Origin of the sequence: Blastopirellula marina DSM 3645 (assembly GCF_000153105.1) — a bacterium.
GTDB classification, from domain to species: Bacteria; Planctomycetota; Planctomycetia; order Pirellulales; family Pirellulaceae; genus Blastopirellula; species Blastopirellula marina.
On the sequence record NZ_CH672376.1, the window covers coordinates 549092 to 575244 of the forward strand.

The following is a 26153-nucleotide window of genomic DNA, read 5'->3' on the forward strand; positions in this document are numbered from 1 at the left end:
ATAAGTAGGGTCCGTGAAGCGGACCAGCGGTCCTGCGAATTGCTTGCAAGTCTCGCAACACTTCTGGTCCGCACGGCGGACCCTACAGTTTGGGTAGTCGACCCCAGTTCCGTGCGCTTCGTCAAGAGGCAATTTTTGCGCGACGTAGGCGGGTGGAGCAAGCAGGTTCTGGTGGGTTGCGCAAACCGGTCGCGGTGTTTGGCGATGGTGAAATTGTTTGCGGTTTTGCTCCACCCACGCTACGGGGCTTTCATTGACCTAGGCAGCTTTTCATGTACTTCAGGCTGCCGTCGACCAGCGCTTCTAGGCCTGGTTCGTAGTTGAAGACTTCGACCGAGACCCAGCCGTCGTAGTTGACTTCTTTGAGGGCGGCGAAGATGGGGTGGAAGTCGATGTCGCCCATGCCGGGGCCTAGTTTGTTGGCGTCGTTGGCGTGGAAGTGGGCGATGTGGGGGACGCTGTCGCGGATGATTTGCGGAATCGGCTTCGACTCGCTCGACATCGCTTTGACGTCCAAATGCAATTGGCAGTTGGGGGAGTCGATCATCTCACGAAGTTCCAAACCCTTCTCGGCGGTCAGCAAGAAGTCTCCTTCGGCCGGGCCGAGCGGTTCAAGCGCGAGCGTGATGCCGCATTCTTCGAGCGTGGGCATCGCGCGGCGGAGACAGTTGGCCGCGTATTTCATGGCTTCGGCTTCGGTCACGCCGGGCAATAGATTGCGCTGCTGGGGACTGCCTAGGACCATGATTGTGCCGCCCAGGTCGCGGCAGAGGCGCGCGAGTTCGGCGAAGTAATCGCTAGTGCGGTTGCGGACTTCGTCGTCAGGAGTCGTCAGATAAAAACCTTCGGTCTTCGCCAACAGCCAGTGGAGGCCGATCACGGTTACGCCGGCATCTTCGGCGGCGCGGCGCGTCTCTTCGCGCTGCTGCGGCGTGATATCGTAGGCGCTGTTGGCCATGGTGAAGGGGGCGATTTCGACGCCGGCGTAACCAGCGTTTTTGGCGTACTCAAAACCGCGGGCCAGGGGCCAGTCTTGGAAGGTCTCGTTGCAGATGCCGAATTTCATAAGACTCGTCAGGTGGGTTAAAGAGGGAAAGGATTTGCCAAGGGTGGTCGTTATTCGCGACGGCCGGCGCCGCTGATCAAGCGCAGCGCCGCCACAAACAATGCGCCGCCGATGATCGACCAGACAATCGGAAGTTGCACGCCGCCGATTTCGATCGGCAGCGGCTCAGGCATGCCGGTGTACTGGGCCAACTTGCCGCCGAGCATCGAGCCGACGAACGCGACCGCGATCGAAACGAAACAGCCGCCGTTGGCGCCGCCGGCCAAACTGCGCGCGACGCCTCCGCAAATCGCGGCGACAATCAAAAACAGCAAGATTTCAAACAGGGTCATGCTTCCGGTTCCTCTGGAGAGGAGGTCGTTGCTTTCGCCGAGCGAAGTTTCGCGCGGATCGATTTCAGCCGTTCGGCCAGTTCCGCTTCAAAGCCGCGGGGAACAGGTCGATAGTACTCGCGATCGACGCCCAGGTAGTCTTGGGCGGCGACTCCGTCATCGGCGTTGTGGGCGTATTGATAATCGGCGCCGTGCCCAAGCGTTTTCGCGCCTTGATAATGCGCGTCGCGCAGATGAACGGGAACCGGGATTAGTCGTCCTTCGCGCACATCTTGCACCGCTTCGCCGATCGCGATGGTCGCGGCGTTCGATTTGGGGGCGCAGGCCAAGTAGGCGACCGTTTGGGAGAGCGTGAGTTGGCACTCAGGCAGGCCGATGAACTCGCAGGCCTGCATCGCCGAGACGGCGAGCGTGAGTGCGTTTGGATCGGCGTTGCCGACATCTTCGCTCGCCAGGATCACAAGGCGACGCGTGAGAAAGCGGACGTCTTCGCCTCCTTCGAGCATGCGGGCGAGCCAATAGAGCGCGGCGTCGGGATCGCTGCCGCGGATGCTTTTGATCAGCGCGCTGGCGGCGTCGTAGTGCGAGTCGCCGTCGCGATCGTACTGCACCGCTTTGCGCTGCACCGACTCGGCGGCGAGTTCCTGGGTGAACTCGACGGGGCGCTCTTTGCTTGAGAGCACGCCGATCTCTAAGGCGTTCAGCGCGCGGCGCGCGTCGCCGTCGCTGACTTCGGCCAAAAAGTGGAGTGCGTCTTCGTGGATGTTGACCGGGATGTCGCCGAGCCCGACTGATTTGTCAGCTAGGGCGCGGTGGATCAATTGCTTAATGTCGTCTGGCGAGAGCGGTTGAAACTGAAAGACCTGGCTGCGGCTGACCAGGGCGCTGTTGACGGCGAAGAAGGGATTGCTGGTCGTTGCGCCGACCAGGATGACGACTCCATTTTCGACATCCGGCAGCAGCGCGTCTTGCTGCGATTTGTTGAAGCGGTGGATCTCGTCGATGAACAGCAGCGTGCGGCGGCCGCCGACGGCGATCTCGTCTTTCGCTTTTTGCAGCACTTCGCGGAGTTCTTTAACGCCGCTGGTGACGGCGTTGAGTTGCTCGAAGCGGCTGCGGCATTCGCGGGCCAACAGTTGCGCCAGGGTCGTTTTGCCGGTTCCTGGAGGACCGTAGAAGAGGACCGAGTTGAGCCGATCGGCCTGAATCAGCCGGCGCAGCAGTTTTCCTTCTCCCAGAAAGTGCGTCTGTCCGGCGAATTCTGCGAGCGTATGGGGGCGCATCCGCGCGGCGAGCGGCCGGATGCGATCAAAATTTTTCGCTTCCGCTTTTTCGAATAAAGAGGACACTGGCGCGACCATCAAAAGGAACGTTTCGGCCATACTATTGGAATCGTACGAAGCGGCCTGGGCAACCGGGCGGCGTCGCAATTCACTGGCCGTTTTCGCCCCCCTGATCGAAATGAAGTTACGCAAAATGATCTGGATCGCCGTGGCCGTCGTCGGAGCCGTCCCGCTTCTGTTTGTTTTGGCGGTGGTGATGACGGTCGACGATTGGTCGCGGGATCTTTCGACCAATGTCGCCGAGACGCAGGTCAAAGCTGCGGATCCGCTGCTGCGGCCGCTGTTGGTGAAAGGAACCGTCGACTGTGCGAGCAACGTGGTTCAGGAGCAAATTGCATCTATCCCGCGGTGGAATGTCGAGAGCGCCGACGCGGGAGTAGAAACCGTGATTCACGCAACCCGCAAGACGCCGCTATGGGGGTTTGTCGACGACATCCGCGTGACGATCACGCCGGGTGAACCAGCGACATCGATCGCGGTCTACAGCAAGTCACGGCTGGGCAAAGGAGACCTGGGGCAGAACCCGCGGAATATTAAAGAGCTGATGCGGCGGCTGCAGGCGGTGGATGAACAGGCTTGGAAGTGTGAGGAATGAACGGACGTTTTTCGGCGTAGCTTGTCGTGCAAATTTTGAAGTTTTGCACTTACGGCCGCATTCCCTCGGCTCGCGCCTCGGACGATGAAATGAAGCTCACGAATTAGCAAGAATCGCTACTGAATTCGCAACTTCAAATCGCGCAAGCGAGAGGGATTCGGTCGGACCAAATGACGAATGTCGAATGAAGCTCGCAGGACCAGAGTCGTTTCTTGCTTTCTTAGGCATTCGTCATTATCCAACTACGGAATCTCTTTCGGCAGCGGGCCGATTTCGGCTTTGCGGACGTACATCTCGGCGCCTTCGGTTTGCAGGAGGATCTTGCCTTGTTGGGGGAAGACGTCGCTGGCGCGGTTGACGATGACTCCGTTGACGCGATAGACGAGCTTGTCGCCGACGCAGAAGCATTCGAGCTTGGTCCACTCTTGGCCGGGGCTTTCGACATCGTCGGCGCCGCGGAAGTCAACGACGTCTTGCCAGTCGGGATCGCGGCCGGACCAGTTGATGCGACCTCGTTGGAAGGTGGTCGCTTCTCCTTTGGGTGACCAAACGGCTTCGCCATCGCGATCACGGACGATGGTGCAGGTCGCTTCGGCTTTCATCGGCTGGCCCGCGGCGTCTTTGCCGGCCAAGACCAGGATATCGCCGACGCCTCCTTCGATGATTTGGCATTCGATCGACGTCATCCAAGGCCCAGGCTTGGTGGCCGAGCCGCCGAAGCCGCCGTCGGGGCCTTGGCAATGAAGCAGCAGTCCGCCGTCACGCGCTTTTCCTTTGCGGGTGAGCAGCGTTTCGGTACCCCAGCGATATTCGAGCACCAGGTAATAGTCGGCATACTCTTGCCGCGTGATCAGACCGCCGAAGCCGTCGCCGGAGATTTTGAGGATTCCATCTTTGCCCAGCGTGAAGACGCCGCGGGGATCTTCGTAACCGCCGTCGGTCAGCCAAGTGTAGAAATGTTTGGACAGGTCGCCGTCGCCGAGCAGCGAGATCGTCTCGGTCGGCGTGATCGCTTGGGCGGCGGCCGGCGAAGTCTCTGCGGCGCTGACAAGCGAAGTCGACAGACCAACGAGTAGGACAAAAAGAGCGCACAGGCGATAGGCGGGCATGTTCTGGCGTGACCTAATTAAGAAGGCAGGGAAGGGCGACAGATATCAAGATTTCACGAGATATCAGCACAGATTACCCAGTATCGCAGGTCACCGGTGGCTATTCCATGCGTTTGTTTCACGCTTTTGGGCGTTTGTTTCACCAGAACGGGCGAGGAGAGCACATAGTTGGTTCTGGTTGGGTTTAGCGAACCGCTTGGGGGGAAGCCGCAATCTTGCCGGGGACGCCTCCTTCGTAGATGCTGAACTCGCCCCAGACCGGCATGTGGTCTGAGATCTCCAGCGCTTCGTCGATCGACAGATTGAATTCGCGAACGTAGTCATGCACGCCGCCGCGGCCCGTAAATTCGCTGGTCGCCGGCAAGGTGAAGTAGAGATTGTCGTAAGACGCAGTTCCCCGTGTGTTGGTCATCATGCCGGTCACCGCCGGCGAGAGCCCGGTCAGACTGCCGAACTCGCCCAGGTTGCGTTCGTCGGTATTGAAATCGCCCAACAAGATCACGTCATCTTCGCCGCGACCGTCGCCGCGGACGGCGCGGAGGACGTCGTCCATCACGTTGATCTCGTCTTTGACTTCGTCGGGATCGGTATGGATGTTGACCAGGGTAAAGGTAAACGCTTGTTCTGGGTTGGGCCCGCGGACGCGGAACCAGGCGACCAGCGGTTCGCGATGAAGCGCATCGCCGGGATCGTCGATCGTATAGAGCTGCGTTCGATCGAGCTCGATACTCGCGGTGTCATAGATGTAGGCGTACTGTTCTTTGCTGTCGCTCCGTCCCAGACGGGGACCGATGACATAGTCGTAGTGGCGCCCTGCGGCGTTAATTTGGTCGATAAATTCCGGTAAAATCGATTGGTCGAGCGAACGAATCTCCTGGATCGCCATCACGTCGTACTGACGAACAATCTGCGCGAGTCGAGCCATCACATGCGGTTTGTCCGCTTTGCTGCGGCCAAAGACTTGAATATTGAACGACGCGATCCGGATCGTCTCGCCGCCGCGCGTGATCGGCGCTTTGCGAGCGCTGATCAACTGGCTGGTTCCGGATCCTGATGGATCGGCCGACGCCGTTGCGTCACGGGGAACGACTTTGAGGCCGTCGAGCCCTTCGATGCGAAAGTTCTGAAAGAAGAACCAAGTCGCTCCGCACGCGATGGCGGCCAGGGCTAGTCCGCTCGCTTTGTTCACCATTCGCTCCAGATTAGGAAATTGCGCCAGTTCGGCTTTGGGGGGGACGCGGTCGCTGCACCGGTCCAGACAGTCGGGAGAAAATTGGTCGGCGAAAAACCGGGACCGAAGATCTCCTTTTCGTTGTATCGGCCGTTGGCTAGCTTTATCTTGGAAGGGCTGTTCGGGACTCATACGTGCGGGAGAATCGATGCGGTTTACCTGGTTGCTAGCAGCGGCATGCTGGATCATGACGGCACAACCGGCATGGTCGGATACGGTGACCTTAGCTAGCGGCGGAAAGATTTCAGGCGACTTGCAAGAGACCGCCGGCGACTTGGATGCGCCGCAGCGGATCGTCTCGTCCCATGGCGTGGTCGAGTTGGCGTTGGACCAGATTGTCGAGATCGAGCGGGAACCGCCCGAGTTGGCCGAGTACCGAGATCGCGCCCGCCGTGCGGCGGCGACCATCGTCGACCAATGGAGCCTGGTCGAGTGGTGTCGAGAAAACGGTCTGCATGACGAAGCGAATCGACATTGTGAGCGGATCCTAGAGCTAGATCCCGATCATGAGCAAGCGAGAAAGCTGCTCGGTTATCGCAAGCGAAACGGCGAGTGGAGCCAGCGCGAAGACTATATGCAGTCGCGTGGTTTTATCCGTTACCGGGGACGCTGGCGAACGCATCAGCAAGTGCAGTTGATGGAAGAAACGCGGCTGATCAAAGCGGCGCAAGTCGAGTGGTACAAGCGTCTGAATCGTTGGCGCGAATCGCTGGGGACGCCGCACGAGCGCGAGAACCAGCTCGACTTTTCTCAGCTCCGCGATCCGATGGCGATGCATGGCTTGATGACGCTGCTAGGGCGGGAGGATAACCTCAAGCTGCAGCGACTTTATATCGAAACGCTGGGAAACTTGGATCGTAACGCGGCGCTCAGTTTTTTGCTGGATCATTCGGTTTATCAAAACAATCCGGATCATCGCGAGATGTGCATGATCGAAGTGCTCAAGCATCGCCATCCGCAAATGATCGAGCGTTATGCGAGATTTCTCACCTCGTACGACAATAACCTGGTGAATCGCGCCGCCGAATGCCTGGCGGCGCTAGAGTATCCAGCGGCGGTGACGCCGTTGGCCAACGCGCTGCGGACGCGGGTGATCATGCAAGAGTTTCGGAAAAGCTCGAACGGGAAAACGTACGAAAGAAATGCGATCTACCACTACTCTCGTTTTCCGGTTTCGCAGCGTTTTGACATCGCCGGGCCGACTCCCTCTTATCGGATGAAAACGGTGGATGATGTGGTCGAGAGGTCGCAAAGCGCCCACGCGATTGCTTGGGTCGAGAATCCCCCTGTTTATGCGGCGCTGCGTAAGCTGACAGGCGGCGGCGATTTCGGCTATAACGCGGCAAGTTGGAAAGCCTGGTACACGCAGCGGCAAGTGTCGGCGACGCCGGTGATTCAAGCTCGGCGCGGTAACTGAAACCCGGAATAGGATAATCATGAACAAGCCGACCGTCGCCATCTTGGGCGCGAGCACCCATCGATCCAAATACGGAAACAAGTCCGTCCGCGCCCATCTGCAGCAAGGTTTTGAGGTCTACCCGATCAATCCGCAAGCCGGCGAGATCGAAGGCTTGCAGGCATACGCCAAGCTGGCGGACTTGCCGATCGACAAGCTGGATCGAATTAGCGTTTATCTGCCTCCGAAGATCGGGATCGAGTTGCTCGAAGAGATCGCCGCCGCCGGCGCAACCGAAGTCTTCTTCAATCCCGGCGCCGAAAGTGAAGAGCTGCTGGCCAAAGCCCGCGCGTTGGGGATCGATCCGATCCAAGCTTGCAGCATTGTCGACGTCGGCATGTCACCGCGAGAATTGGCCGATTGAACGCGGCAATGCGGCCAGATTTGTAGGGTGCGTCTGGACGCACTTTACCTGACTTTGATGGCCGAGTCACAGGCATTGTCAACGAAACTCTGCATTAACGGTGGTTACTGTCACAGCCGTAAGCATGGGTTGCCACATCGGAACTGCGGATTGTTCGGCCTCAACGACTTCGTGAGCGTTTAGGATTGCAGCGGTCAGTTGCCCAGTGCACGACCGCTTACGCGTTAATAATACACACACTTGTGAGGCGCTGACCGACGGTGGCAACTCTAGTAAAACATGATCTCAAATCCCGCCTCACCGGCGGCTCCGGTTCACCTATTGCTTTTGCCTTCCTTGCGATTCGCTTGAAGCTTCGCCACTGAGGAATTCTTTATCCGCGGCACTAAGATTAGCGATAGCAACGTTTACGGTTGCTCCATCCTTCTTTCGTAACACGACGTGCGTCGTTGACTTCTTGACAAGCTTCGCCTCAACACTGAATTTGCCCGTCGAATCTTTCCAAGTTCGAAAAACGGGTGTTCTTGCTAGAGGTTTACCTTTTGTTGCTAAATATTTCGAATACTCGATCGTTTCTTTCAGTTCCGGAAGCATCTGACGACTGTAGTCGGACTCTCTGTTACGAGTGTAATCCATACCAAGCATCAATAAATCTCCGGGCGCTGTTCGCACAAGTAACGGGATCGGGTGTTGGCCTGTAGGTGTTGAATCACGAAGTGCTTCGACGCTTTTGAGCCACTTGTTGTATGGTCCGGCAGTTCCAAATCCGAACTCTCTAAATTTGGGTTCGTCTTTGAACTTCAGCAGTTGCTCAAGGAGTACACAGACATTTCTCTTAATCACTGCTGTAGCCGCAATGGCGTCGCTTATTCGCGCCGCCTGAGCGGCGTCTGGGTCTTCACCGATAGAAAATCCCGTTCGCTGTGAGACGGTTCTTCCGAAGCGTCCAGTCTCAACGAGTGGCCCGGTAAGTTTCTCCCCTTTATCACCGATCAGCTTTTTGACATCAGCGGTTTGAGCAGCAGATATCGGCATTACCGCTTGCGCGATGTATCGTCCGTCTTTGAGTCCATCTCTTGGACCGAACGTTTCGGACCTAAACGTCCCGTCCTTCGACACAATACAGCTTGATTGCCCTGAAAAGCCATTTTCCATCTTTTCTTTGACGCTCAGCATCAACTTTGTACCTGGTGGCAAATTGGTTGTGCCAGCAAGTTGAACATGGTTGTCGGGTTGTTCGACGATGGTGAGCACCAACTCTACGTCGTCACCCAATGCAAAAGCGTTGAGCGTAGGAAATAGAAACAACGCGAAAACGATAGAGAAGCGAGGCAAAAGAGTTACCTCCATGGCAGATCGCTTGTAAAGCCAAGCCGTCTTGATTGGTATTATAAATTCAAACATGCTGTCGAAACCTCTGCATTTATGGGTTGCCTTGATCAACCAATTTCAGCGCTTCCGATGGCTTGTAAACCGCTTGGCACGTAAACTGGTACTCAAACTTCAAATTTCGGTCTCGAAGCAAGTGGCACAAAGAGCGTTCGGTGAAGAACAAATCGCAATATGGAAGTGCGGCGATTGCGTGGCGAAAATCGAACAGATCGTTTGGCTTGTATTTGCGGCTTCGGTCCCATCGAACGGCGGCATGCAGCCCAGCTCCAATCCGAAGTGACGGGAATTGATTTGTGATCTTGTTGAGTCGAAGCGCGTTATAGATCAGATTGATGAACATTTGACCGCTCCGTGTATCTTGTCGCTCTGCGTCACTCAGTTTATTGCCCGTATCGCGTTCGTAGATGTACCGAAACAAATCACAGAATGCGTCTCGATATACATCGAGAATCCCTTGAACCTCGGAAAGGAACATTTCCTTAAATGATGCGTGTACCTCAAGGTTGGCAAATTTTCCGGAGTTTAAGGCGTCGGAGATGTCTTCAAATGGCGATTGCCTTGCAGCTACGTTTGCGGGCCCCATGACGGTCAGCACGTCTATCAAGCCGAGGGACCACATGTAATCGGCAAACGATTTTTGAATAGCCATGTTGAGGTCTTTCGGCATGGCATCGCTATCGGGCGTTATAAATCCAAGAACGTAAGCCGTTTTCGTCCAGACGAGTTCCCAAAGTTGATGGAGCGCGGCGCTTTCTTGTCGAGTTGACTCGACGAAATGAAAGGCCTCAAGTTCGAATCGTTGCGGCATTGGAAGCAAGCAAACACCGAGAGATAAATCGTCTATGAGCCCAGCGGTTGCCATTAGCGTCTGCTCGTCATCCTGCTTCATTACCTCGAAGTAGATGTCCGCATTCAGCGGGCAAATCAACGAACCGTCGGAAACGCGTGACTCTAGAACTCTGAGAAGGCGTTGAGTGTCAGGACAATTTGAGCGACCGAGCCTTACGTCTCGAAGCAACGCCCAATACTTTGTATCGAGGTAAACCTTGGTCCTAGCACGAATTTCGTGTGCTAGAGCGATTTGTTTACGCCTAACGTAAGTCGTTACATCCAACCCAGGAGTCGCGAGATGGTCAGTGACGGACGGTGACATTGGAATCCGTTCGCGGGAGGATAGCGGAATGCTCAGTCAACAAGAGATAACGAATGGTTGCGTAAGGTCTGCCTAAGCACATATCAAGAATTCTATGGCGTAGCGCGGGATAGCACCGTCCAGTCCACTTTTTCCAGACACAAAGTCCCATTTCGTCCAGTGTCTATTCTTTCTACCACACGAAAATTCGGACGCAATGAAAAGCCTGGGATCGGGACGCTGTGGCATTAGCAGACTTCGCCAGCGAGTGAACGCAGTCAGAGGCGACCAACCGCATTGTCTCGCTTGCGGCGTCGGCCAGATCATTGGTTGCGTCTGGACGCACAAGACTTGCTAACCACCACGGATTCTATCTACGCGTTGCGACGCGATTCCGCTGCTTGATTGCGTTGCCACGCCATGCGATGGTTGCCCAGTTGGCAGGTTCGCGGTGCGTCTTGACGCACCCTACCCAACTAGGCCGCTTTCTTTGCGGCTTTGGCGGGCGCGGGGCGACGCGGTAGCCAGCCTTCACCGATCACATGCAGCGCGACGCGATCTTCTAGGTTCGGGCGAAACACCGTCAACAGCAGTAGCGGCATGTACCATGCGAGATAGGTCGTGCCGTCATTGGCGTGCCAAAATTGGGCGGCCAGCATGATTGCGGCGCTGCAGCTGAGCATTGTGCCCAGATTCTTTTGCGCCGGCCAAAAGGCCAAGCCGCACGCGCAGATCACAAACGCCGCCAAGATCGGGATGCGGAAGTCGTTGGAGTAGATGAAGTAGTTCCAGAAGCCGGTAAAGCCTTCGCTGCGCGGGCTCCACAAGCCGAACATCGCGCTGAACTGATTTAAGAAGGTCGTGAAGTTGGGCGCCACAAGCGCCAGCGTCAGCGTCAACAGCAGCAGCATCGCGGTCACGCCGATCGCAAAGCGAACGACTCCTCGCTGCCAATAAAAGCTGACCCAGAGCGGCAGCAAAAAGAGGGGGTAATAGACGGTGCCGATCGCCAATCCCAGGAAGATGCCGGCCCACGTAGGACGTCGATAACAAAGGATCGCCCAAACCAGCAGCGCCCCCGGCAAGACGTGATCGACGCGACCCGTGTAGAGCGCCGTATAAGGGATTAACAGGTAAAGCAGCGCCGCGCCGATCCCCATCGAGAGATTCTCGAAGTGTCGATAGCCGATCAGCACCACGCCGACCAGCATCGCCAGATTCGATAAGATCGCGACCAGCTTCGTCAGGATGACGATAATTCGCTGACTGCGGGCCTCTTCGTTGGTGGTTGGTTCGGACTGGGCGAACTGCGAAGTAGGAATCCGCGGCAAGAAGCTTAACAAGCGATAACCAGGACCAAAGTGGCGCAGCGACTTTTCGACCTCTTGCGAGTCGCCGCTGGCCAGCATCATCTCGGCGGCGCGTATGCCGCGCACGTCGGCGTCGCTGGGCCGACCCACAATGATGTTCGCCATCAAGAAGATAAAGAGGGCGATGCTCATGAAGGTCATGCCGCCGACGGTCAAGTTTGGCTCCAGCATCGGACGACGAACCATCGTCGGATCAATGAATAGCCGCACGACCAACAGGCCGCTCAGACAGAAGAGCCAGATGTAGCCATACTTTTCGAGCTGGCGCCCAATGTCGCGAGCGGCGGTACGCGCCGCTTCCTTGTCGTTCGCTTCGGAGGGATTCTCGGGAAAGGGAACGACCTCCGCCAATTCGGGCTCTTCGCCGGGTTCTAAATCAAACGAATTTGAGAGTTCGGCGGTCGGCGTCAGGGGCAGATTCTTGTTCGGATCGTCGGGCGAAGCGTCCGGGTTGGCCGCCGCGATCGCCGGCTGCGACGATTCTAAGATTTGCTGTTGGCCAAAGTGGACCATCAGCATTCCCGGCGCCATCAAGATGATCAGGAAGATGTCGAGATTGCGAACGCTCCAGACCCGATTGAACTTAAAGTACAGACCAATCGCCAGCAGCGACGCGACATAGGCCCACGTCGAGGGATTGATGCTTTCGTATTGAAAGAGGATCTCACGCATCGTTACTTTCGGCGTGAGCCAGGGTGCGGCTGCGCATATCGGAATCGCCGCCGAGCGATCGCGGAGGCATCCAAGTCAGGTTAGGGATTCAAGTCAATCTATTCAGCATATTGGTTTTTGCGATAGATGCAAGAACAAGCCCCCTTGCCGATGAATGCGAGCGACGTCGTAAGCCTTTAGTAAAAAGCGGTTTGCGCAGACAAGGCGCCCTATGCCGTGGTCGCGGATCGGCGCTGACGAAGCGCGGATGTCTGACCAAAACATGCCCCAATGGGGGCGGAATTCGCTGTCCTGCGCGAAAAGCTTCATTAACCAACTGCGCCGGCCATCGGCGTTTCTTCATCTTTCCCAACTAGCCTAGGGCGGTATTGCGCCAAATGGGCCAAGGGAACGAAAGCGGCAAGTATGTCGGATGACGAGAGGATTCGCTTCAAATGCGATTCCTGTAAGCAAACACTCAAAGCGAAAGCGAAGCATGCTGGCCGTAGCTTCGCTTGTCCCTATTGCAGCACCAAGATCCGTGTTCCCCAGGTCGCCGGCGAGAAAGTGACCGCGGACGACAGCGGTTTGCCGGTCGACAGTCAGCCTCCGGCCGATGCCGCGAAAGGGAAGCCGGCGGTCAAAAGCGTCAAGCCAAAGTCACGCGATCGCTCGACCGTCATTCTCAAGCAAAGCCCTCCGGCCAAAGAGAAGCAAAAGCGGACGGCCCGCAAACTGGGAGTCGAGTTTGAACCCGACATCAGTGAGCGAGAACTGGAGCAATTGATTCAGTGGGCCAAGCAAAACCGCAAGCAGCGGATCAAAGAAGCGACTGACAAGTTTCAGGCGATCGTCAGCGAGATTACCCCGGTCGAATGGATGGACGAGATGCTGGTTCGCCGGTTCAGCGGCGTGTTAATCTTGTTTGATACGGACGAGTTGGAAGGGAGCGCCGAGAACGCCGCCAAAGCGGCGCCGCGAATCTTTTCGACTGAGAATCTTTCGCCTGACGAGATCGAGCGCTTGCTGGAACTCTTTCCACAGCTGTTCACACGCAGCGACGATGGAGCAATCCGCGCCGTCGAAAACACGATGGCCACGTATCAGTTTGATGAGGATGATTAGCCCATCGATTTCAGCTCACCGAAAAAATTCGCAACGCGCAATCGGCCGCACGGCGTTAGCCGCGGTTTCTGATTGACCGCAAATATTCGCTGATGGTTTGTCGCAATGAGGCTCGCGACAGAAACCGGAGCTAACGCTCTGCGGCTGATATTTTTCCTGAAAACGTAGCGGTTGTTTTTGCTTCAGGTCGGATTGGATCGCTGATCACAGTAAATGCTATAACAACGGCGTTTCCCGTTTCTCCCTTGGCGATCTCAGCTCATGACGACCACTCGACTTGAAGCGTTTAGCGACGGCGTGCTGGCGATTATTATCACGATTATGGTGCTGAAACTGTCAGCGCCGCAGGGAGATAGTTGGAACGACTTGCTTCCGCTGGCGCCGGTCTTCGCCAGCTACGTGATCAGCTTTATCTACGTCGGCATCTATTGGAACAACCATCATCATCTAATGCAGTTGACGGAAAACGTCTGCGGCGAAGTGCTGTGGGCCAATCTGCATCTGTTGTTTTGGCTGTCGCTGGTTCCGTTTGCGACCGAATGGATGGGCAACAACGGATTCACGCCGCTGCCGACCGCCGTGTACGGTTGGATCTTATTGATGGCGGCGCTCGCCTGGAAGTTGCTGCAAATGCGGTTGTTGGCCCATGACGAAGCGAATCCGCGTCTGCGAAAAGCAGTCGGTCGTGATTGGAAAGGGAGCATCACGTTGGTGATGTACGTCGCGGCGATTCCGTTGGCGTTTGTCAATCCGTGGATCGCGATCGCCCTATACGTGGCGGTCGCCGCGTTGTGGTTTACTCCGGATCCGCGGATCGAGCGAGAGGTTTTCGGCGAGTAAAATGTGCGCAGCGGGCTAGTGTCACAACGATGATCCACCGCGAGCGCTGCGCTGGGATAGTGACGGCTACTGCTTCCCCGCATCAACCGCCAATGTTTGAAACGCTTTGCGGACATCGCTGTCGTCGCCGTTGCCAAAGCCGCTCCGCTGGATCATCAGGACGAAGATCATCTTCTGCTTGGGATCGATCCAGCCTTGCGTGCCAAAGGCGCCGCCGTGACCGAACGTGCCGGGGCTGAGCATCTCGGTCACGCCTTGCGGGGTTCGCACCAAGCAAAAGCCAAGTCCCCAGCCGCAGCCGGCGGTGAAGCCGGTTTCTAGATCGCCGGTTTGCAGCTTGGTCATCTCAGCGACCGACGACTCTGACACGTAACGTTTGCCGTTGGCCTGACCCCCGTCGAGCATCATTTGGTAGTACTTCACCAGATCGGACGCGGTGGAGTGGAGTCCGGCGCTGGGATTGGGGCCTTTCACTTTAGTGGGGTCCGAGTAAGGATTGCCCGAGTATTTCAGCGTGCCTGGCTTATCGCCGGGGGAGTAGATCTTCGCGGTGCGAGCTTGTTGCTGTTTGCTGGGAAAAAACGTCGTGTCATTCATGCCCAGCGGTTGAAAGAGACGCATTTCGAGGAACTTCTCAAGCGGTTGGCCGCTGACGATTTCCACAATCCGGCCGGCGACGGTAATGCCGGGACTGTACGACCATTTTGTGCCGGGTTGAAACAGCAATGAGCGCGTCGCAATATCTTGTGCGGCGTCGGCCAGCGAAGTCTCAAACGCTTGGCTCCCTTGGAAGCCGGCGGTGTGGGTCAGGCAATCGCGGAGCGTGATGGGGCGCTCGAGTGCTGCACCATCCTTTAATTGGACGTCGGCGAAGGCCGGCAAGTATTTCGAGATCGGCTCGTCGAGCGACAGCTTGTCTTCGTCGACCAGCATCATGACGGCGGTCGCGGTGATCGGTTTGGTCATCGACGCGATAGCGAACATCGTATCGGACTTCATCGGCTGACCGGATTCGAGATCGGCTTGGCCATCGGCGGCGTGATGCATGATCTGGCCATCCTGGGTGACCAGCGTGACCGCGCCAGAGATTTTTCCGGCGGCGGCGAACTTTTGCATCGCCTCCGAGATCGCCGGAATCTGGGGCGTATCGGCCGCCGCAATCGGCGCCAGCAGCAATAGCAAAGGAAGCGTGAGTCGGACAGTCAGGGGACGCATCAGAAGGCTCCAGGGCGAGGGGCAAAAAAGGGAGAACCCCCAATTTAACTGACTCTGCTGCGGTTTTCCTCCTTTTGCGGCCGATTCGGGGTGGTTTCGGGGAGAAGTCGATGAAGAATTGAGGATAGCCGTTGATTTTGCGGCGAATCTGGATAGTATTGAGCATGTGCTTGAGTGCAATTGAATTGCAAGTCTGGTCCCGATTGCAAAATTCCCCTGATGCAGAATCTGACCGCCAAATTTGTCTTCCTCGCCTATGTCGCTTCGGTGACGTTGGCTCAAGGAATGCATGGGCTCTCAGGTTGTACTCACGGACACGGGCCGCATCCGCACGTTCATGCACATTCACATGCTCACGACGATCATGGTCATCATCACCACCATGATCATTCGCACAACGCGATCGCCCAGGCGCCGCGAACGGTTGTGCTGGGCGAAGTTGAGCTGCGCAGCGATTCGCACGCTTGGCATGACTGTGCGATCTGCCATTTCCTGCAACAGAATTTAACCTACGCTGCAGCAACGCAATCGGATGTCGCTCAAGACGTCGCGCGTTCGCTAGAGCTGACGCTGCCTGCTTCGCCGCAACTGGCGATTTTCTCTCCGGCTTCGCCTCGAGCGCCGCCGGTCGTTTAACGGATTGCGCAGATTTTCTGCGCTCTGAACGACGACCTGGTTTTGGATCGCAGCGGCGTCTGTTGCGATTGGCCTGCCCGATTTTTACAAATCGCAGGCGACTCGAGCATTCCTATCTTCACCGGAGAGCATAACGTGCCCAAGCGCGATGCATTTACGTTAGTGGAACTGTTGGTCGTGATTGCGATCATCGGCATTTTGATCGCTTTGTTGTTGCCGGCGGTGCAGCAAGCCCGCGAAGCGGCTCGACGGATGTCGTGCACGAACAACCTGAAACAGATCGGCCTGGCGAGCCATAACTATCACGACACTTTCCAATCGTTCCCTTCGGGTTGGATCGCCACCGTCGAGGGAACCAGCACGCCGTTCGCACATGGCGAACCCGGTTGGGGCTGGGGGGCTCAGTTGTTGCCGATGCTAGAGCAGCAAAATGTCGTCGACAACTTGATCGACTTTCGGCTTTCGATTCGCGACTCGGCCCATGAAGCCGTGCGGACGCATCATGTCCAAGGGTACCATTGCCCATCGGATCGGGCTCCATTCACCTTCGAAGTGCACGGCGAAGAGCATGGTCATGAAGAGTCAGGCGGCGAAGATCACGACGATATCGAACTTGCCTCCGCGAGTTACATCGGCGTTTTCGGTTCGACCGATAATGGAGCGACGACGATTGAAGATTGCGAGGACTTTACCGCCGGTTCCAAATGCGGCGGCAACGGCGTTTTGCATCACAACAGCAACACGAGATTCGCCCATATCACCGACGGCACGTCCAATACGTTCTACTGCGGCGAGCGGATGTTTACCGACGAAGCTCCTTCGACCTGGGTTGGTTCGGTAAGCGAGTCGGAATACGCGATCGAGCGCATCTTGGGAATTGTCGACGACCATGCGCCGAATGATGATGACAACCATCCCGAAGATTTCCGCAGCCGTCACCCGGCAGGAACCAACTTTGCGTTTTGCGATGGTTCGGTCCATCTGATCGTGGAAACGATCGATATTCAGATCTATCGCGATCTGGCGAATCGCCAAGATGGGAACGTGATTCCGTCGGACGGTTACTAATCGAGCGATCACGATCAGCGACAAAAACAGGGGCCGACATCGGCCCCTGTGCTGTTTCTTGCTGTGCGTGCGGCGCGACTATTTTTGCTTGTCCAACATTCCTTGTTTCTGCATGAACGTGGTCACGACCTGCGGCCAGTGGGTCACTGCATGCTCGGTTGGGCGAAGTCCGTAGCCATGTCCGCCGGTCGGGTAGATATGGAGTTCGGCCGGCGTTTTCAATCGCTTGAGGCTCAGAAAGAAGGCGATACTGTTGTTGCACGGAACTGGATCGTCTTCGGCGTGGATCATAATCGCCGGGGGCGTGGTCGCGGTTGCTTGGGCCGTGTCGTTCAGGACGACGCTATCGGGTTCGGTCGTCAGATAGGCGGGATAAACCAGCACCAAGAAGTCGGGACGGCAGCTGAGTTTGTCGGCGTCGTCGATCGGGTCGTACGTTTTTAGTTCGTGGCCTACTCCGGTGATCGCGGTCAGATTACCGCCGGCCGAGAAGCCGAGCAGGCCGATGCGAGCGGGATCGATGCCCCACTCAGCGGCATGTTGGCGCGTGAGACGAATCGCGCGTTGGGCGTCTTGCATCGGTCCGATCTGATAGTCCCCTTTGGCCCGCGGTACGCGATAGTGGAGCACCACGGCGGTGACGCCGATGTCATTCAGCCATTGGGCGACTTCGGTCCCTTCCAGGTCATACGCCAAGATGTTGTAACCGCCGCCGGGACAGACGACGACGGCGGCGCCGTTTCGCTTCTCCGCTGCGGGTTGATAGACCGTAATCATCGGTTTGGTGACCTTGGTCACTTTGCGACCGATCCGCTCGTCGATCACTTCGACAATTTCTTCTTTGACAGCTTGGTCTTGGTCAGGAACCTGACCTGCAGGCCAGAGGTTGAGTTCAACATTGTCGGCCAAAACCGGCGAAGCGGCGATGGTGAGCAATGCGGCGGCGAGTATGGTTTTCATGGGGAAGCCTGGGGTGAGAGCGGGGAAGGTAGGTATCCGCGAGAATAGCTGACGCTGCAGAGCGAAGCAACTTTGGGCCCCGCGGCGCGTCAGCACTGGGCCTGCAGCTCATATGCGGTTTTCGCGCCATGGCTACGTAGTAGTTCAATCACTTTGGGATCATCGGTCCAGTCGAGCGCCGCAAGTTGGCAACCGGGGTCGCCGTAGAGATCGTATCGCCGATTCAAGTCGGCGCCGGCTTCGACGAGCAGCGTCACGTAGCGAAGTCGCCGATCGGGAGAGATCTTCCAATTGAGGGCCGAAACGAGCGAACGGTCGAGGTTCGGGTTGGCGCCGCGCTCGATCAGCAGCGCGACCACTTCATCCTTTTCGTGCATGATCGCCGTTTGCAGCGGCGTTTCGCCGGTCGGGATCAATTGAACATCGATGTTGTAGCCAGCATCGAGCATCACCGCGACGACGGCCGCTGCGCCCCGTTTGACCGCCAAGTTGAGCCATGATCGTTTCAGGTCTTCGGTCGTGACAAAGTCGCGGATCAGACTGCGATCAGCGGCGAGAATCTCTTGCACCAGGGCGGCGTCGCCGGCATAAATGGCGCGGCCCAGCTTTTTGTTGGCGATCGGATCAAACAACGGACGAAGCTTTCCTGAAACGAGGAGCGAAACGATCCATTCTAACTACTGCTTTGCCGCAGCGCCGACCGGATCGCGATAAACTCGCCGACGTTTTCTAGATCGACCACGCCGACCAGTTGTCCACCGGCGACAATCGGCATCGAGTTGCAAGCGCCTTGCTGCAGGCGTTCGTAGGCGGTTTGCAGCATTTCGCCGGGCGTCGCAACCTGAAAATCGGTTCGCATTACGGTGCTGACAGCGGCGGCATTGCCATTTTCGGCCAGCGCCTTCAGCAGATCATGCTTGGTCAACATCCCCACCACATGGCCCCCTTCGACCACCGGAAAGTCTTGCTGAAATCCGGCCAGCACATGCGCCGCTGCGGCGCCGAGGGTTTCGTCAGGGCGAACCGTTTGAAAGTGGGTGATCATGGCGCTGCGGATCGGAATGCCGGTCAGGGCGAATTTTCGCGTGACCATCGCCGCTTCGGCCGTCGCTCCCATCCAGACGAAGAGAGCGATAAAGACGAGGAACGGATTGTAAAACAGCCCGGCGAAGCCGAAGAAAAACGCCATCATCTGACCGACTCCGGCGGCGATCTGCGTGGCTTGAACGTAGTCCATGTTCATCGCCAGAAAAGCGCGGAGCACGCGGCCTCCATCCATCGGAAAGGCCGGGAGCATGTTGAACAGCACCATGATGACATTGAAGCCGAACATCACGAAACAGATCGATGCGGCCTGCTCCCATACGGTGTGATCGGTCATCGTCGAAATCGACACGTTGGATTCATCGGAAACAACCGAACTGAGATACTCCAGGGCCATGTTGCGATCAGGAGCCAAGCTGCCGATCAAGAGGGTCAGCGCCAGAAAGATCACCGCCAGTACGACGTTGACCATCGGTCCGGCGATCGCGACGACCAGTTCTTGTTTGGGATCTTCCGGCATCCGCTCGAGCCGCGCGACGCCGCCGATCGGCAGCAGCGTGATGTCTTTGGTCCCGATGCCGTATCTACGAGCGGCGAGCGCATGTCCCAGTTCGTGCAGCACCACAATGGTGAAAATAGCGACGACCATCGCCAGCCCCAGCACCGCATCGCTAAAATCGTCACCACGCGTCCAGTGAAGCGCGGCGAACCAGATTAAGATAATTAGGAAGGTGAAGTGGACGTAAACGCCGATCCCGAACAGCGTGCCAATCCTTAACGACCATTTCATGCGTAAACGCCTTTCGAGCCAATGTTGCGATATCGAGATAAATTCTAACGGTCGGCCGCACGTGTCAGCAGCTTATTCGTTTCCACGGCGAGAAATACCAGGGAACTAATCGCCAGGGCGATCGCCAAATCGCGGGGAGCCAAAGCGACGGTCTGAAAAAGATCTTGGAAGACCGGGATATAGATCACGCCGATTTGCAGGATGAACGTCGTGCTGACGGCGACCAGCATCAACCAGTTAGAGAAGATCCCGATTTTCCAGAGAGTCTGTTGGGCGGAGCGAATCGCCAGAGCGTTGCCCATTTGCGAAAAGGTCAACACGGTAAAGACCATCGTGCGCCAATAACGATGATCGCTTGCGTCGGGGCTCCAATAAAAATATCCCGCGGCGAGGGAAGTGATCGCCATCAAGCCGCCGATCCAGATGACTTCCCAGCCTAATCCGCGCGACAAGACTTGCTCGTCTCGGGGATGCGGCGGCCGCGACATCGTGTCAGGTTCGCCCGGTTCCATGGCCAACGCCAGGCCTGGCAAACCATCGGTGACCAGATTGATCCATAAAATCTGGAGCGGCGACAGCGGTAGCGGCATGCCGATCAACGGCGCTACGATCATGACCAGCAACTCACCGGTATTGCTGGTCAGCGTGTATTTAATGAACTTGCGGATGTTGTCATAGATAATGCGGCCTTCGCGAACTGCAAACACGATCGTTGCGAAGTTGTCGTCGCGCAGCACCATGTCGGACGCTTCTTTCGCGACATCCGCGCCGGTGATCCCCATCGCGACCCCGATGTCGGCGCGCTTCAGCGCCGGCGCGTCATTCACGCCGTCTCCGGTCATCGCAATAATTTGGTTTTGTCGCTGAAGGCTGCTGACTAACCGCAGTTTGTGGCTTGGCGACACGCGGGCAAAGACGCTCACACGCTTCGATACTTCATCCAATTCCGCATCCGATTCGATCCGCTCCAGATCATTGCCGGTGAGGACGCCTGCGGAAACGTCAAACAGCAATTGCGTCGCGATGCTCTTGGCGGTCAGCGGATGATCACCGGTAATCATGACGGGGCGAATGCCGGCGGCTGCGCACATTTCGACCGCATCTCGCGCTTCGCTACGCGGCGGATCGACCAGTCCGAAGAGTCCCAAAAAGATTAAGTCGCGCTCCAAGCTTTCGGGAGACGTGTCTCCATTGGCCGCGTACGGCTTGTAGGCCAGCCCGAGAATTCGCATGCCGTGCTCGGCTAATTCGTCATGCTGGGCTTTGATTTGGGCGATCCGGACGTCGTCTAAATCTCGCTCCGCGCCTCCCAGCACATAGCTGGTGCAACAGTCGAGCAGACCTTCAATGGCGCCCTTGGTGATGACGACGCTAGGTTGGGAGAGCAGAGGCGCAAACGACATCGGCTCTCCGTCGTGAACCTGATGGACGGTCGTCATCCGCTTTCGCTCAGAATCAAATGGGGCTTCGGCGATGCGCGGAAACCTGCTTTCCAGCTCTTCTTTGGAACACAGGAAGTCGGCGGACGCCATGACTAGCGAGCCTTCAGTTGGATCGCCGATGACAATGCGCTCCCCCGTTTTCGACCGATCCAGCGACGCGTCGCTGCAGAGCGCTCCCCCGGCGACCAGCAGCGCGAAGGATGGATCGGCGTCGATTTGCGATCCGAGTTCGGTGCGTCTTCCTGCGCTCTGCTCCTGTTCACTGGAAGCGGCGAGATGAGCGTCGTCGATGCGCTGATCGCCGGCGGACAACACGGCGACGGTCATCTGGTTCTTTGTCAGCGTTCCGGTTTTGTCCGAGCAAATGGTCGAGACGCTGCCCAGGGTTTCGACCGCCGGCAAATTACGGATGATCGCGTTGCGACCCAGCATGCGCTGCGCTCCGATCGCCAGCGCGATGGTGACGACCGCCGGCAAACCTTCCGGCACAGCGGCGACCGCCATACTGACGGCCGTGAGAAACATGACTCTAGCGCGCTCGGCGAACGTCTGGCCTTCTTGGCTGAAAAAGAAAAGTCCCGTGAAAAACAAGATCACGACAATCGCCAAGACGATCATCGCCAACTGTCTGCCCAGGGTATCAAGCCGTCGTTGCAGGGGAGTTTGCTCTTGATCAACCGTCTGGATCATGTCGGCAATTTTGCCAAGTTCCGTGCTCATGCCGGTGGCGGTCACAACCAGAACGCCGCGACCATAGACGACAGAGGAGCCCATGAAGGCCATGTTGACGCGATCCGCCAGCGCCGTCTCCGGCGCTAAGGTGGTTGTCGCCTTTTTTTCGACGGCTTGCGACTCTCCCGTCAGGGTCGCTTCCTGAATCCGCAGATTGGCCGCTTCCACCAAGCGACCATCGGCGGGAATCAGGCTGCCCGCTTCTAGCAGCACAATGTCGCCGGGGACTAATTCGAAGCCGGGAACTTCTCCCACATGGCCGTCACGGCGAACATGGGCGGCTGGTCTCGCGAGCGTCTGCAGCGCGGCCATCGCTCGTTCGGCGTTATATTCTTGCCGAAATCCAATGATCGCATTAAGGATGACGATGAAGAGGATGACGACCGCATCCTTCCACTCGTGCATGAAAAGCGACACGACGGCCGCGACAAGGAGGACAATCACCAGCGTTCCCGAGAATTGCTCTAGGAGGGTCTTCCACGGACTTTTCCCGCCATGTTCTACGAGCTCATTGGAGCCATATTTTCTTTGGCGGCGCCGCACCTCGTCTGCGGGGAGTCCCGATTGCTGCGAGACGGTGAATTTCGAGAGGGTGTCTTCAATCGATAGATCGTGGGACATCGCGATTCCTGGATGCGGCGCTTGCTAATAATCGCCGGGGAACCGGCAGCATGCTTCGTCGTCATGCTATCCCTACGTCGTACGAGCGCCAACTGCTTGCGTCCTCAACAAAAAAAACGCCGCACCCGTTGGGGTGCGACGTTTTGCTGAACTTCAGCTATATCAAAGATTTACCAAGCGTGGTTAGTCGCTGCCGATCGCGGCTCCGATGCCGGCGCCGAGATTCGCACCACGTTGTCCGCCAACGGCTCCTCCGATTCCGGCCCCAATATTGGCGCCTTGCTGGGCGCCGCGGTTGCCACCGTAGTAGCCGGGTCCGTAACCATTTCCGTATCCATTGTTGTAACCTCGGCCGTAACCGTTGTTACCGTACCCATTGTTGTAGCCTCGGCCATATCCGTTGTTGTAGCCGTTATTGCCGCCGCGATAGTACGTACGGTTCGGGCCGTTGTAGTAGCCATCGTTGTAGTACGCCTGACCGCCGACGTTACCGCCGTAATAATTACCTTGCTGCTGATAACCACGGGGGCGCGAGTAGTTCGCACGATCGTAGGTCACCCAGTTGCCGCCGCGGTGATACATCCAGTGTCCGGCAGGGGTCCAGTACCACCATTCGCCGTTATGCTGCTTGTAGCGCCATTTGGCGTTCCGGTCATTGTTGTCGACATGATCACGATCGCGGTCGCGATCGTTGTTACGATTACGATCCATCGCGGCGCGGTTGCGCGCATCAATGTCGGTCGTCGCATCGACATCAACACCGGGGTTCGGATTACCCGGAAGAGCGGGATCGACGTTGGCCCTGGCCTTCATGTCCCCTTCTAGTTGCGAATCAAGTCGCGGGGCGCGATCCGCTTTGACGTCCACGTCGACAGCGGCGTCTCCTTGAGCTGCAGGCACCGGCAGCGCGTCATCCGCTTGAACGGCCGGAGGAGCGACCGCCTTCGGCGTGTCGACTTTCGGAGCGTTCACGTCGACATCAACGCCTGCGTTGGCTTTCGGGGGGCCTTCGATCGCCTCGGTCAGATCAACGTCTTGCGCAGCAACAGGCAGCGCCAAAGCACAAATGCCCAATAGGCCCAGCCAGCTCCAAGTGGTCTTTGTCATAGTAGTCTCCTCAGTCAAGTCCATCGGTCGTCCGCGAATCTCGAAACGCGGCGTTGTTTTCATGCCCAGACATAGAAGCAAAGACCATGCCGCTTGAGCGAAAGCTGTTTTCTCGGCGTTTTTGACCCCAGACAATCGCCACGGCGCCGGCGCGGCGACCATCGTGAAGCGTCAGCCGCCAACCAACCAGCGCCAACAAAGCGCGATGCGAGATTCCGACGCTCGAATGCTGTTGAATCGACTGCGCGCACAGTCGCGTTGAGGATGGAAGCGGAACAAGTTGCGAAAGAGTTCGCAGGCAAGAAATAAAAAAAGCCCGGCGCGCGATTGCTAGGTGTCAACGCGCGTCGGGTTCACGCTACGGGTCAGTTACCTAACGCTCCGTGTAGCGTCCCTGTTCGACTGCGGTCATCTGGAGCCAGATAAACCGAAAGGGCCCATCAGCCGAACACTTTCAATCTAGGTCGCGATTGGGGGCGACGCAAATATTTTTTGTCAGCGGCGGCAACTTTTTAGAATGGCCAGAAGACGACTGCCAATACGATCGCCGCAACACTGGCGGCGCAGCCGGCCAAGACTAATGCTCCATCTTTGGCCGTCATGCCTAAAGCGATCAACGAGATGGCTGTTCCCGGCACGGCGACAGCGAACGGGAGAAATGCGAGCGGGATAAAGAGGGCCGCCAAGATCATCACGACCAGGGCGATCGCCTGACGAAATGGGGCATCAATCAAAAATGCGAAGCGGTTGTGAATCCAGGGCTCGAACCAGACCGCCCAAGGACGTGTCGACTTGACCGCGTTGACCAACTTCTCACGCGAGAAGGAAAATGCAAGCAAGCGCTTCGGCAGCCAGATGTGAGATCGCGCGACAAACATCTGCGCCGCGATGACAAAGATCAAGAAGCCGGTAAAAATGGAAACGCCGGGGATCGCGCCAAGCGGCGAGACAGCCAAAACGGCGGGAACCAGTAGGACGGGGCCGAAACTGCGACTGTTCAGCGCCTCCAATACGTCGCCGAACGAAGCGTTATCGCCTTTGGTATTGTCTACCAACTGGTCAAGCACATCGCTCAAATTCTCCGGTTCCTCCTTCGCGCACGCCGTCTCCATCAAGATCTCCAGGTTAAGTTACTGCGCCTAGTTGGCGGGATTATCGGTTCGTCCGTCGACATCAATGTCGACTCCTTGTCCGCCGCCGATATCAATATCGATCTTCGCTTTGCTTTCCTCTTCTAACGGAGCGGGATCCGCAGTCGAGTCGATCGTGGGGGGGGCGGGATCCACAGGGACTTGATTGGGAGGGGGAGCGCACCCGAGTAAGAGCGCGGCCGCACAGACGGCGCCAAGCCCGAGGTGATACAGTTCAAATGGATCAGGGCGACGAAACATGAGAACGACTCCAGTTTGAAGGTATCGCGAAAAAAGAACGGCTCGCCCTGCTGGTGACGCGGCGAGCCGTTCGACTAGCCGAAACTAGCCAGGTATCGTGGCGGTCGCGTCGTTGTTATCAGCAGGCGGGGCTACCGGCGCCGGTTCGGTTTCGATGTTCACTTCGGTTTCTGGCTCCGAATCGCCGTCGACTTGATCTTGGACTTCTTCAGCGCCATCCTCGATTGATTTGCCGGCGTCGTTGAGCATCTGCTTGCCCGACTCGACCGCTTGATCGGCGTCCTCTTTCATTTGCTGCGTGTTAACTTCAATCGTGGTCTTGTCACTGGAGTTCTCGACGGTGGCGTAGCCCATCGCGTAGATGACTCCGCAAGCGAGCACGACTACCAGGGCGAGTGTCGCCAGAACGGCGCCTATCGAGTTGCCGCGGCGTAATGGGTAATTCTTCATGGGGTTTCTCCATGGATGTGGATCGGAAGGAAACGGCGTCGAACGACGCGATCCTTCTTTAGGCATTTCGCGGGCCAATCGATCGCGAAAGACCCTAAGCCTTGTGATAACTTCAGGTTGTGACGTCTGTGCGGCGAACTGTGCGTGGGGCATTGTTGGCGGTCTGACGACCAGCCTGATTGCGCTACGCACGCACGGGCGAGGAGATTTGCTGTTGAAACTTGCGCGAGTGGGCGGGGATGCCGCAGATTTGATCGATTTCGACCTGAACTCAAGAAAAATGAGCTTTCGAAGCAAGGATGGTCGGCTATTTGCTCAGTTGTCGCATCTGGAAAAGTTGCTGGAGATGCGGGGGGGTGGTGGTCACTCCGCGGAGCGATTTCTACCACTTATCAAGGCCAGTGCGGCTGCGAAAAGAGCGCCGCCGATAACGGACCAGACAATGGGAAACGTGGCGCCGCCAATTTGGATCGCCAATAGTTCGCCGATTCCAATCCAGCGCGATATCCATGCTCCTAGTAATGCTCCAATAAATCCGAGCGCGACAGAAACAAGGCAACCGCTGTGGGAATAGCCTGCGAGCGATTGTCCGATCGAACCGCAGATTCCGGCAACTAGTAGTAACAACAAAAATTCGATCAGGGTCATGGCGATCTTTACCTCAAATGGAATGGGCAAGCCTTACGGAACG

General features: G+C 57.2%; 25 protein-coding genes. 7 read left to right on the forward strand and 18 right to left on the reverse strand.

Translation table 11 applies throughout. The features are described from left to right. Window positions 1–250 precede the first annotated feature (250 nt). Genes DSM3645_RS03880 through DSM3645_RS03890 form a run of 3 tightly spaced genes read right to left on the reverse strand, consistent with a single transcriptional unit; the run spans window position 251 to window position 2747 of the window. Window positions 251–1066, reverse strand: coding sequence for a sugar phosphate isomerase/epimerase family protein (locus tag DSM3645_RS03880; protein ID WP_002650722.1), 816 nt, complete (start codon window positions 1064–1066; stop codon window positions 251–253). Window positions 1067–1116: 50 nt separating this feature from the next. Further along, window positions 1117–1398, reverse strand: coding sequence for a GlsB/YeaQ/YmgE family stress response membrane protein (locus DSM3645_RS03885; RefSeq protein WP_002650723.1), 282 nt, complete (start codon window positions 1396–1398; stop codon window positions 1117–1119). Next, window positions 1395–2747, reverse strand: coding sequence for a replication-associated recombination protein A (locus DSM3645_RS03890; RefSeq protein ID WP_237564751.1), 1353 nt, complete (start codon window positions 2745–2747; stop codon window positions 1395–1397). The genes DSM3645_RS03885 and DSM3645_RS03890 overlap by 4 nt, the downstream gene beginning before the upstream one ends. A gap of 112 nt (window positions 2748–2859) precedes the next feature. On the opposite strand from DSM3645_RS03890, the gene DSM3645_RS03895 reads away from it, so the two are divergent. Beyond that, window positions 2860–3336: a DUF1499 domain-containing protein gene (locus DSM3645_RS03895; RefSeq protein ID WP_161603284.1), complete on the forward strand. Its 477-nt coding sequence runs from the start codon at window positions 2860–2862 to the stop codon at window positions 3334–3336. Window positions 3337–3578: 242 nt separating this feature from the next. Here DSM3645_RS03895 and DSM3645_RS03900 read toward each other — a convergent pair whose 3' ends face one another. Together DSM3645_RS03900 and DSM3645_RS03905 are read right to left on the reverse strand one after the other, a co-directional pair. Then, on the reverse strand, window positions 3579–4445 hold the full coding sequence (locus DSM3645_RS03900; protein WP_002650726.1) for a 3-keto-disaccharide hydrolase: 867 nt from the start codon (window positions 4443–4445) through the stop codon (window positions 3579–3581). Window positions 4446–4629: 184 nt separating this feature from the next. Beyond that, window positions 4630–5637, reverse strand: a complete 1008-nt coding sequence (locus DSM3645_RS03905) for an exonuclease/endonuclease/phosphatase family protein (RefSeq protein WP_161603285.1) — start codon at window positions 5635–5637, stop codon at window positions 4630–4632. A gap of 187 nt (window positions 5638–5824) precedes the next feature. Between DSM3645_RS03905 and DSM3645_RS03910 the strand changes: the two genes are divergently transcribed. Beyond that, window positions 5825–7093: a hypothetical protein gene (locus tag DSM3645_RS03910; RefSeq protein ID WP_002650728.1), complete on the forward strand. Its 1269-nt coding sequence runs from the start codon at window positions 5825–5827 to the stop codon at window positions 7091–7093. 19 nt (window positions 7094–7112) lie between these two features. Beyond that, entirely contained in the window at window positions 7113–7496 is a 384-nt protein-coding gene (locus DSM3645_RS03915; protein ID WP_002650729.1) for a CoA-binding protein, read from the forward strand. 318 nt (window positions 7497–7814) lie between these two features. Here the strand turns inward: DSM3645_RS03915 and DSM3645_RS03920 are convergent, their stop codons facing one another. The 3 genes from DSM3645_RS03920 to DSM3645_RS03930 all read right to left on the reverse strand — a co-directional run bounded on the left by DSM3645_RS03920 (window position 7815) and on the right by DSM3645_RS03930 (window position 12062). Beyond that, a complete protein-coding gene (locus DSM3645_RS03920) occupies window positions 7815–8900 on the reverse strand; it encodes an SHD1 domain-containing protein (protein WP_002650730.1) in 1086 nt (361 codons plus the stop codon). A 19-nt stretch (window positions 8901–8919) separates the two neighbouring features. Beyond that, window positions 8920–9816 carry a hypothetical protein gene (locus DSM3645_RS03925; RefSeq protein ID WP_002650731.1) on the reverse strand — a complete coding sequence of 299 codons (897 nt, stop codon included), beginning with the start codon at window positions 9814–9816 and terminating at the stop codon, window positions 8920–8922. Window positions 9817–10496: 680 nt separating this feature from the next. Then, the gene (locus DSM3645_RS03930) at window positions 10497–12062 is read right to left on the reverse strand and encodes a hypothetical protein (protein WP_002650732.1); all 1566 of its coding nucleotides are present in this window, start codon (window positions 12060–12062) and stop codon (window positions 10497–10499) included. Window positions 12063–12467: 405 nt separating this feature from the next. Between DSM3645_RS03930 and DSM3645_RS03935 the strand changes: the two genes are divergently transcribed. Both DSM3645_RS03935 and DSM3645_RS03940 read left to right on the forward strand, forming a co-directional pair. Next, on the forward strand, window positions 12468–13166 hold the full coding sequence (locus tag DSM3645_RS03935; RefSeq protein WP_002650733.1) for a hypothetical protein: 699 nt from the start codon (window positions 12468–12470) through the stop codon (window positions 13164–13166). 261 nt (window positions 13167–13427) lie between these two features. Further along, the gene (locus tag DSM3645_RS03940) at window positions 13428–14006 is read left to right on the forward strand and encodes a TMEM175 family protein (RefSeq protein ID WP_002650734.1); all 579 of its coding nucleotides are present in this window, start codon (window positions 13428–13430) and stop codon (window positions 14004–14006) included. Between the two features lie 66 nt (window positions 14007–14072). On the opposite strand, the gene DSM3645_RS03945 is transcribed toward DSM3645_RS03940, so the two are convergent. Continuing rightward, window positions 14073–15221: a serine hydrolase domain-containing protein gene (locus tag DSM3645_RS03945; protein ID WP_002650735.1), complete on the reverse strand. Its 1149-nt coding sequence runs from the start codon at window positions 15219–15221 to the stop codon at window positions 14073–14075. Window positions 15222–15440: 219 nt separating this feature from the next. On the opposite strand from DSM3645_RS03945, the gene DSM3645_RS30805 reads away from it, so the two are divergent. Both DSM3645_RS30805 and DSM3645_RS03955 read left to right on the forward strand, forming a co-directional pair. Next, window positions 15441–15857, forward strand: coding sequence for a hypothetical protein (locus DSM3645_RS30805; RefSeq protein ID WP_040351587.1), 417 nt, complete (start codon window positions 15441–15443; stop codon window positions 15855–15857). A gap of 135 nt (window positions 15858–15992) precedes the next feature. Next, on the forward strand, window positions 15993–16925 hold the full coding sequence (locus tag DSM3645_RS03955) for a DUF1559 domain-containing protein (protein WP_081444902.1): 933 nt from the start codon (window positions 15993–15995) through the stop codon (window positions 16923–16925). Between the two features lie 78 nt (window positions 16926–17003). Here DSM3645_RS03955 and DSM3645_RS03960 read toward each other — a convergent pair whose 3' ends face one another. The 9 genes from DSM3645_RS03960 to DSM3645_RS29200 all read right to left on the reverse strand — a co-directional run bounded on the left by DSM3645_RS03960 (window position 17004) and on the right by DSM3645_RS29200 (window position 26110). After that, window positions 17004–17885, reverse strand: coding sequence for an alpha/beta hydrolase (locus DSM3645_RS03960; protein ID WP_002650738.1), 882 nt, complete (start codon window positions 17883–17885; stop codon window positions 17004–17006). Between the two features lie 89 nt (window positions 17886–17974). Next, window positions 17975–18517, reverse strand: a complete 543-nt coding sequence (locus DSM3645_RS03965) for an ankyrin repeat domain-containing protein (RefSeq protein WP_002650739.1) — start codon at window positions 18515–18517, stop codon at window positions 17975–17977. A gap of 41 nt (window positions 18518–18558) precedes the next feature. Next, complete coding sequence (locus tag DSM3645_RS03970) at window positions 18559–19719, reverse strand: site-2 protease family protein (protein ID WP_002650740.1); 1161 nt, start codon at window positions 19717–19719, stop codon at window positions 18559–18561. 44 nt (window positions 19720–19763) lie between these two features. Continuing rightward, the gene (locus tag DSM3645_RS03975) at window positions 19764–22514 is read right to left on the reverse strand and encodes a cation-translocating P-type ATPase (protein WP_002650741.1); all 2751 of its coding nucleotides are present in this window, start codon (window positions 22512–22514) and stop codon (window positions 19764–19766) included. A 183-nt stretch (window positions 22515–22697) separates the two neighbouring features. After that, the gene (locus DSM3645_RS30810) at window positions 22698–23621 is read right to left on the reverse strand and encodes a hypothetical protein (protein ID WP_002650742.1); all 924 of its coding nucleotides are present in this window, start codon (window positions 23619–23621) and stop codon (window positions 22698–22700) included. Window positions 23622–24133: 512 nt separating this feature from the next. Beyond that, window positions 24134–24688 (reverse strand): exopolysaccharide biosynthesis protein, encoded by a 555-nt coding sequence (locus DSM3645_RS03990; RefSeq protein ID WP_237564862.1) that lies wholly within the window; start codon window positions 24686–24688, stop codon window positions 24134–24136. A 72-nt stretch (window positions 24689–24760) separates the two neighbouring features. Further along, complete coding sequence (locus DSM3645_RS03995) at window positions 24761–25012, reverse strand: hypothetical protein (RefSeq protein ID WP_002650745.1); 252 nt, start codon at window positions 25010–25012, stop codon at window positions 24761–24763. A gap of 84 nt (window positions 25013–25096) precedes the next feature. Next, complete coding sequence (locus DSM3645_RS04000; protein ID WP_002650746.1) at window positions 25097–25462, reverse strand: hypothetical protein; 366 nt, start codon at window positions 25460–25462, stop codon at window positions 25097–25099. 363 nt (window positions 25463–25825) lie between these two features. Then, window positions 25826–26110: a hypothetical protein gene (locus DSM3645_RS29200; RefSeq protein WP_116344362.1), complete on the reverse strand. Its 285-nt coding sequence runs from the start codon at window positions 26108–26110 to the stop codon at window positions 25826–25828. Between the last annotated feature and the right edge of the window lie 43 nt (window positions 26111–26153).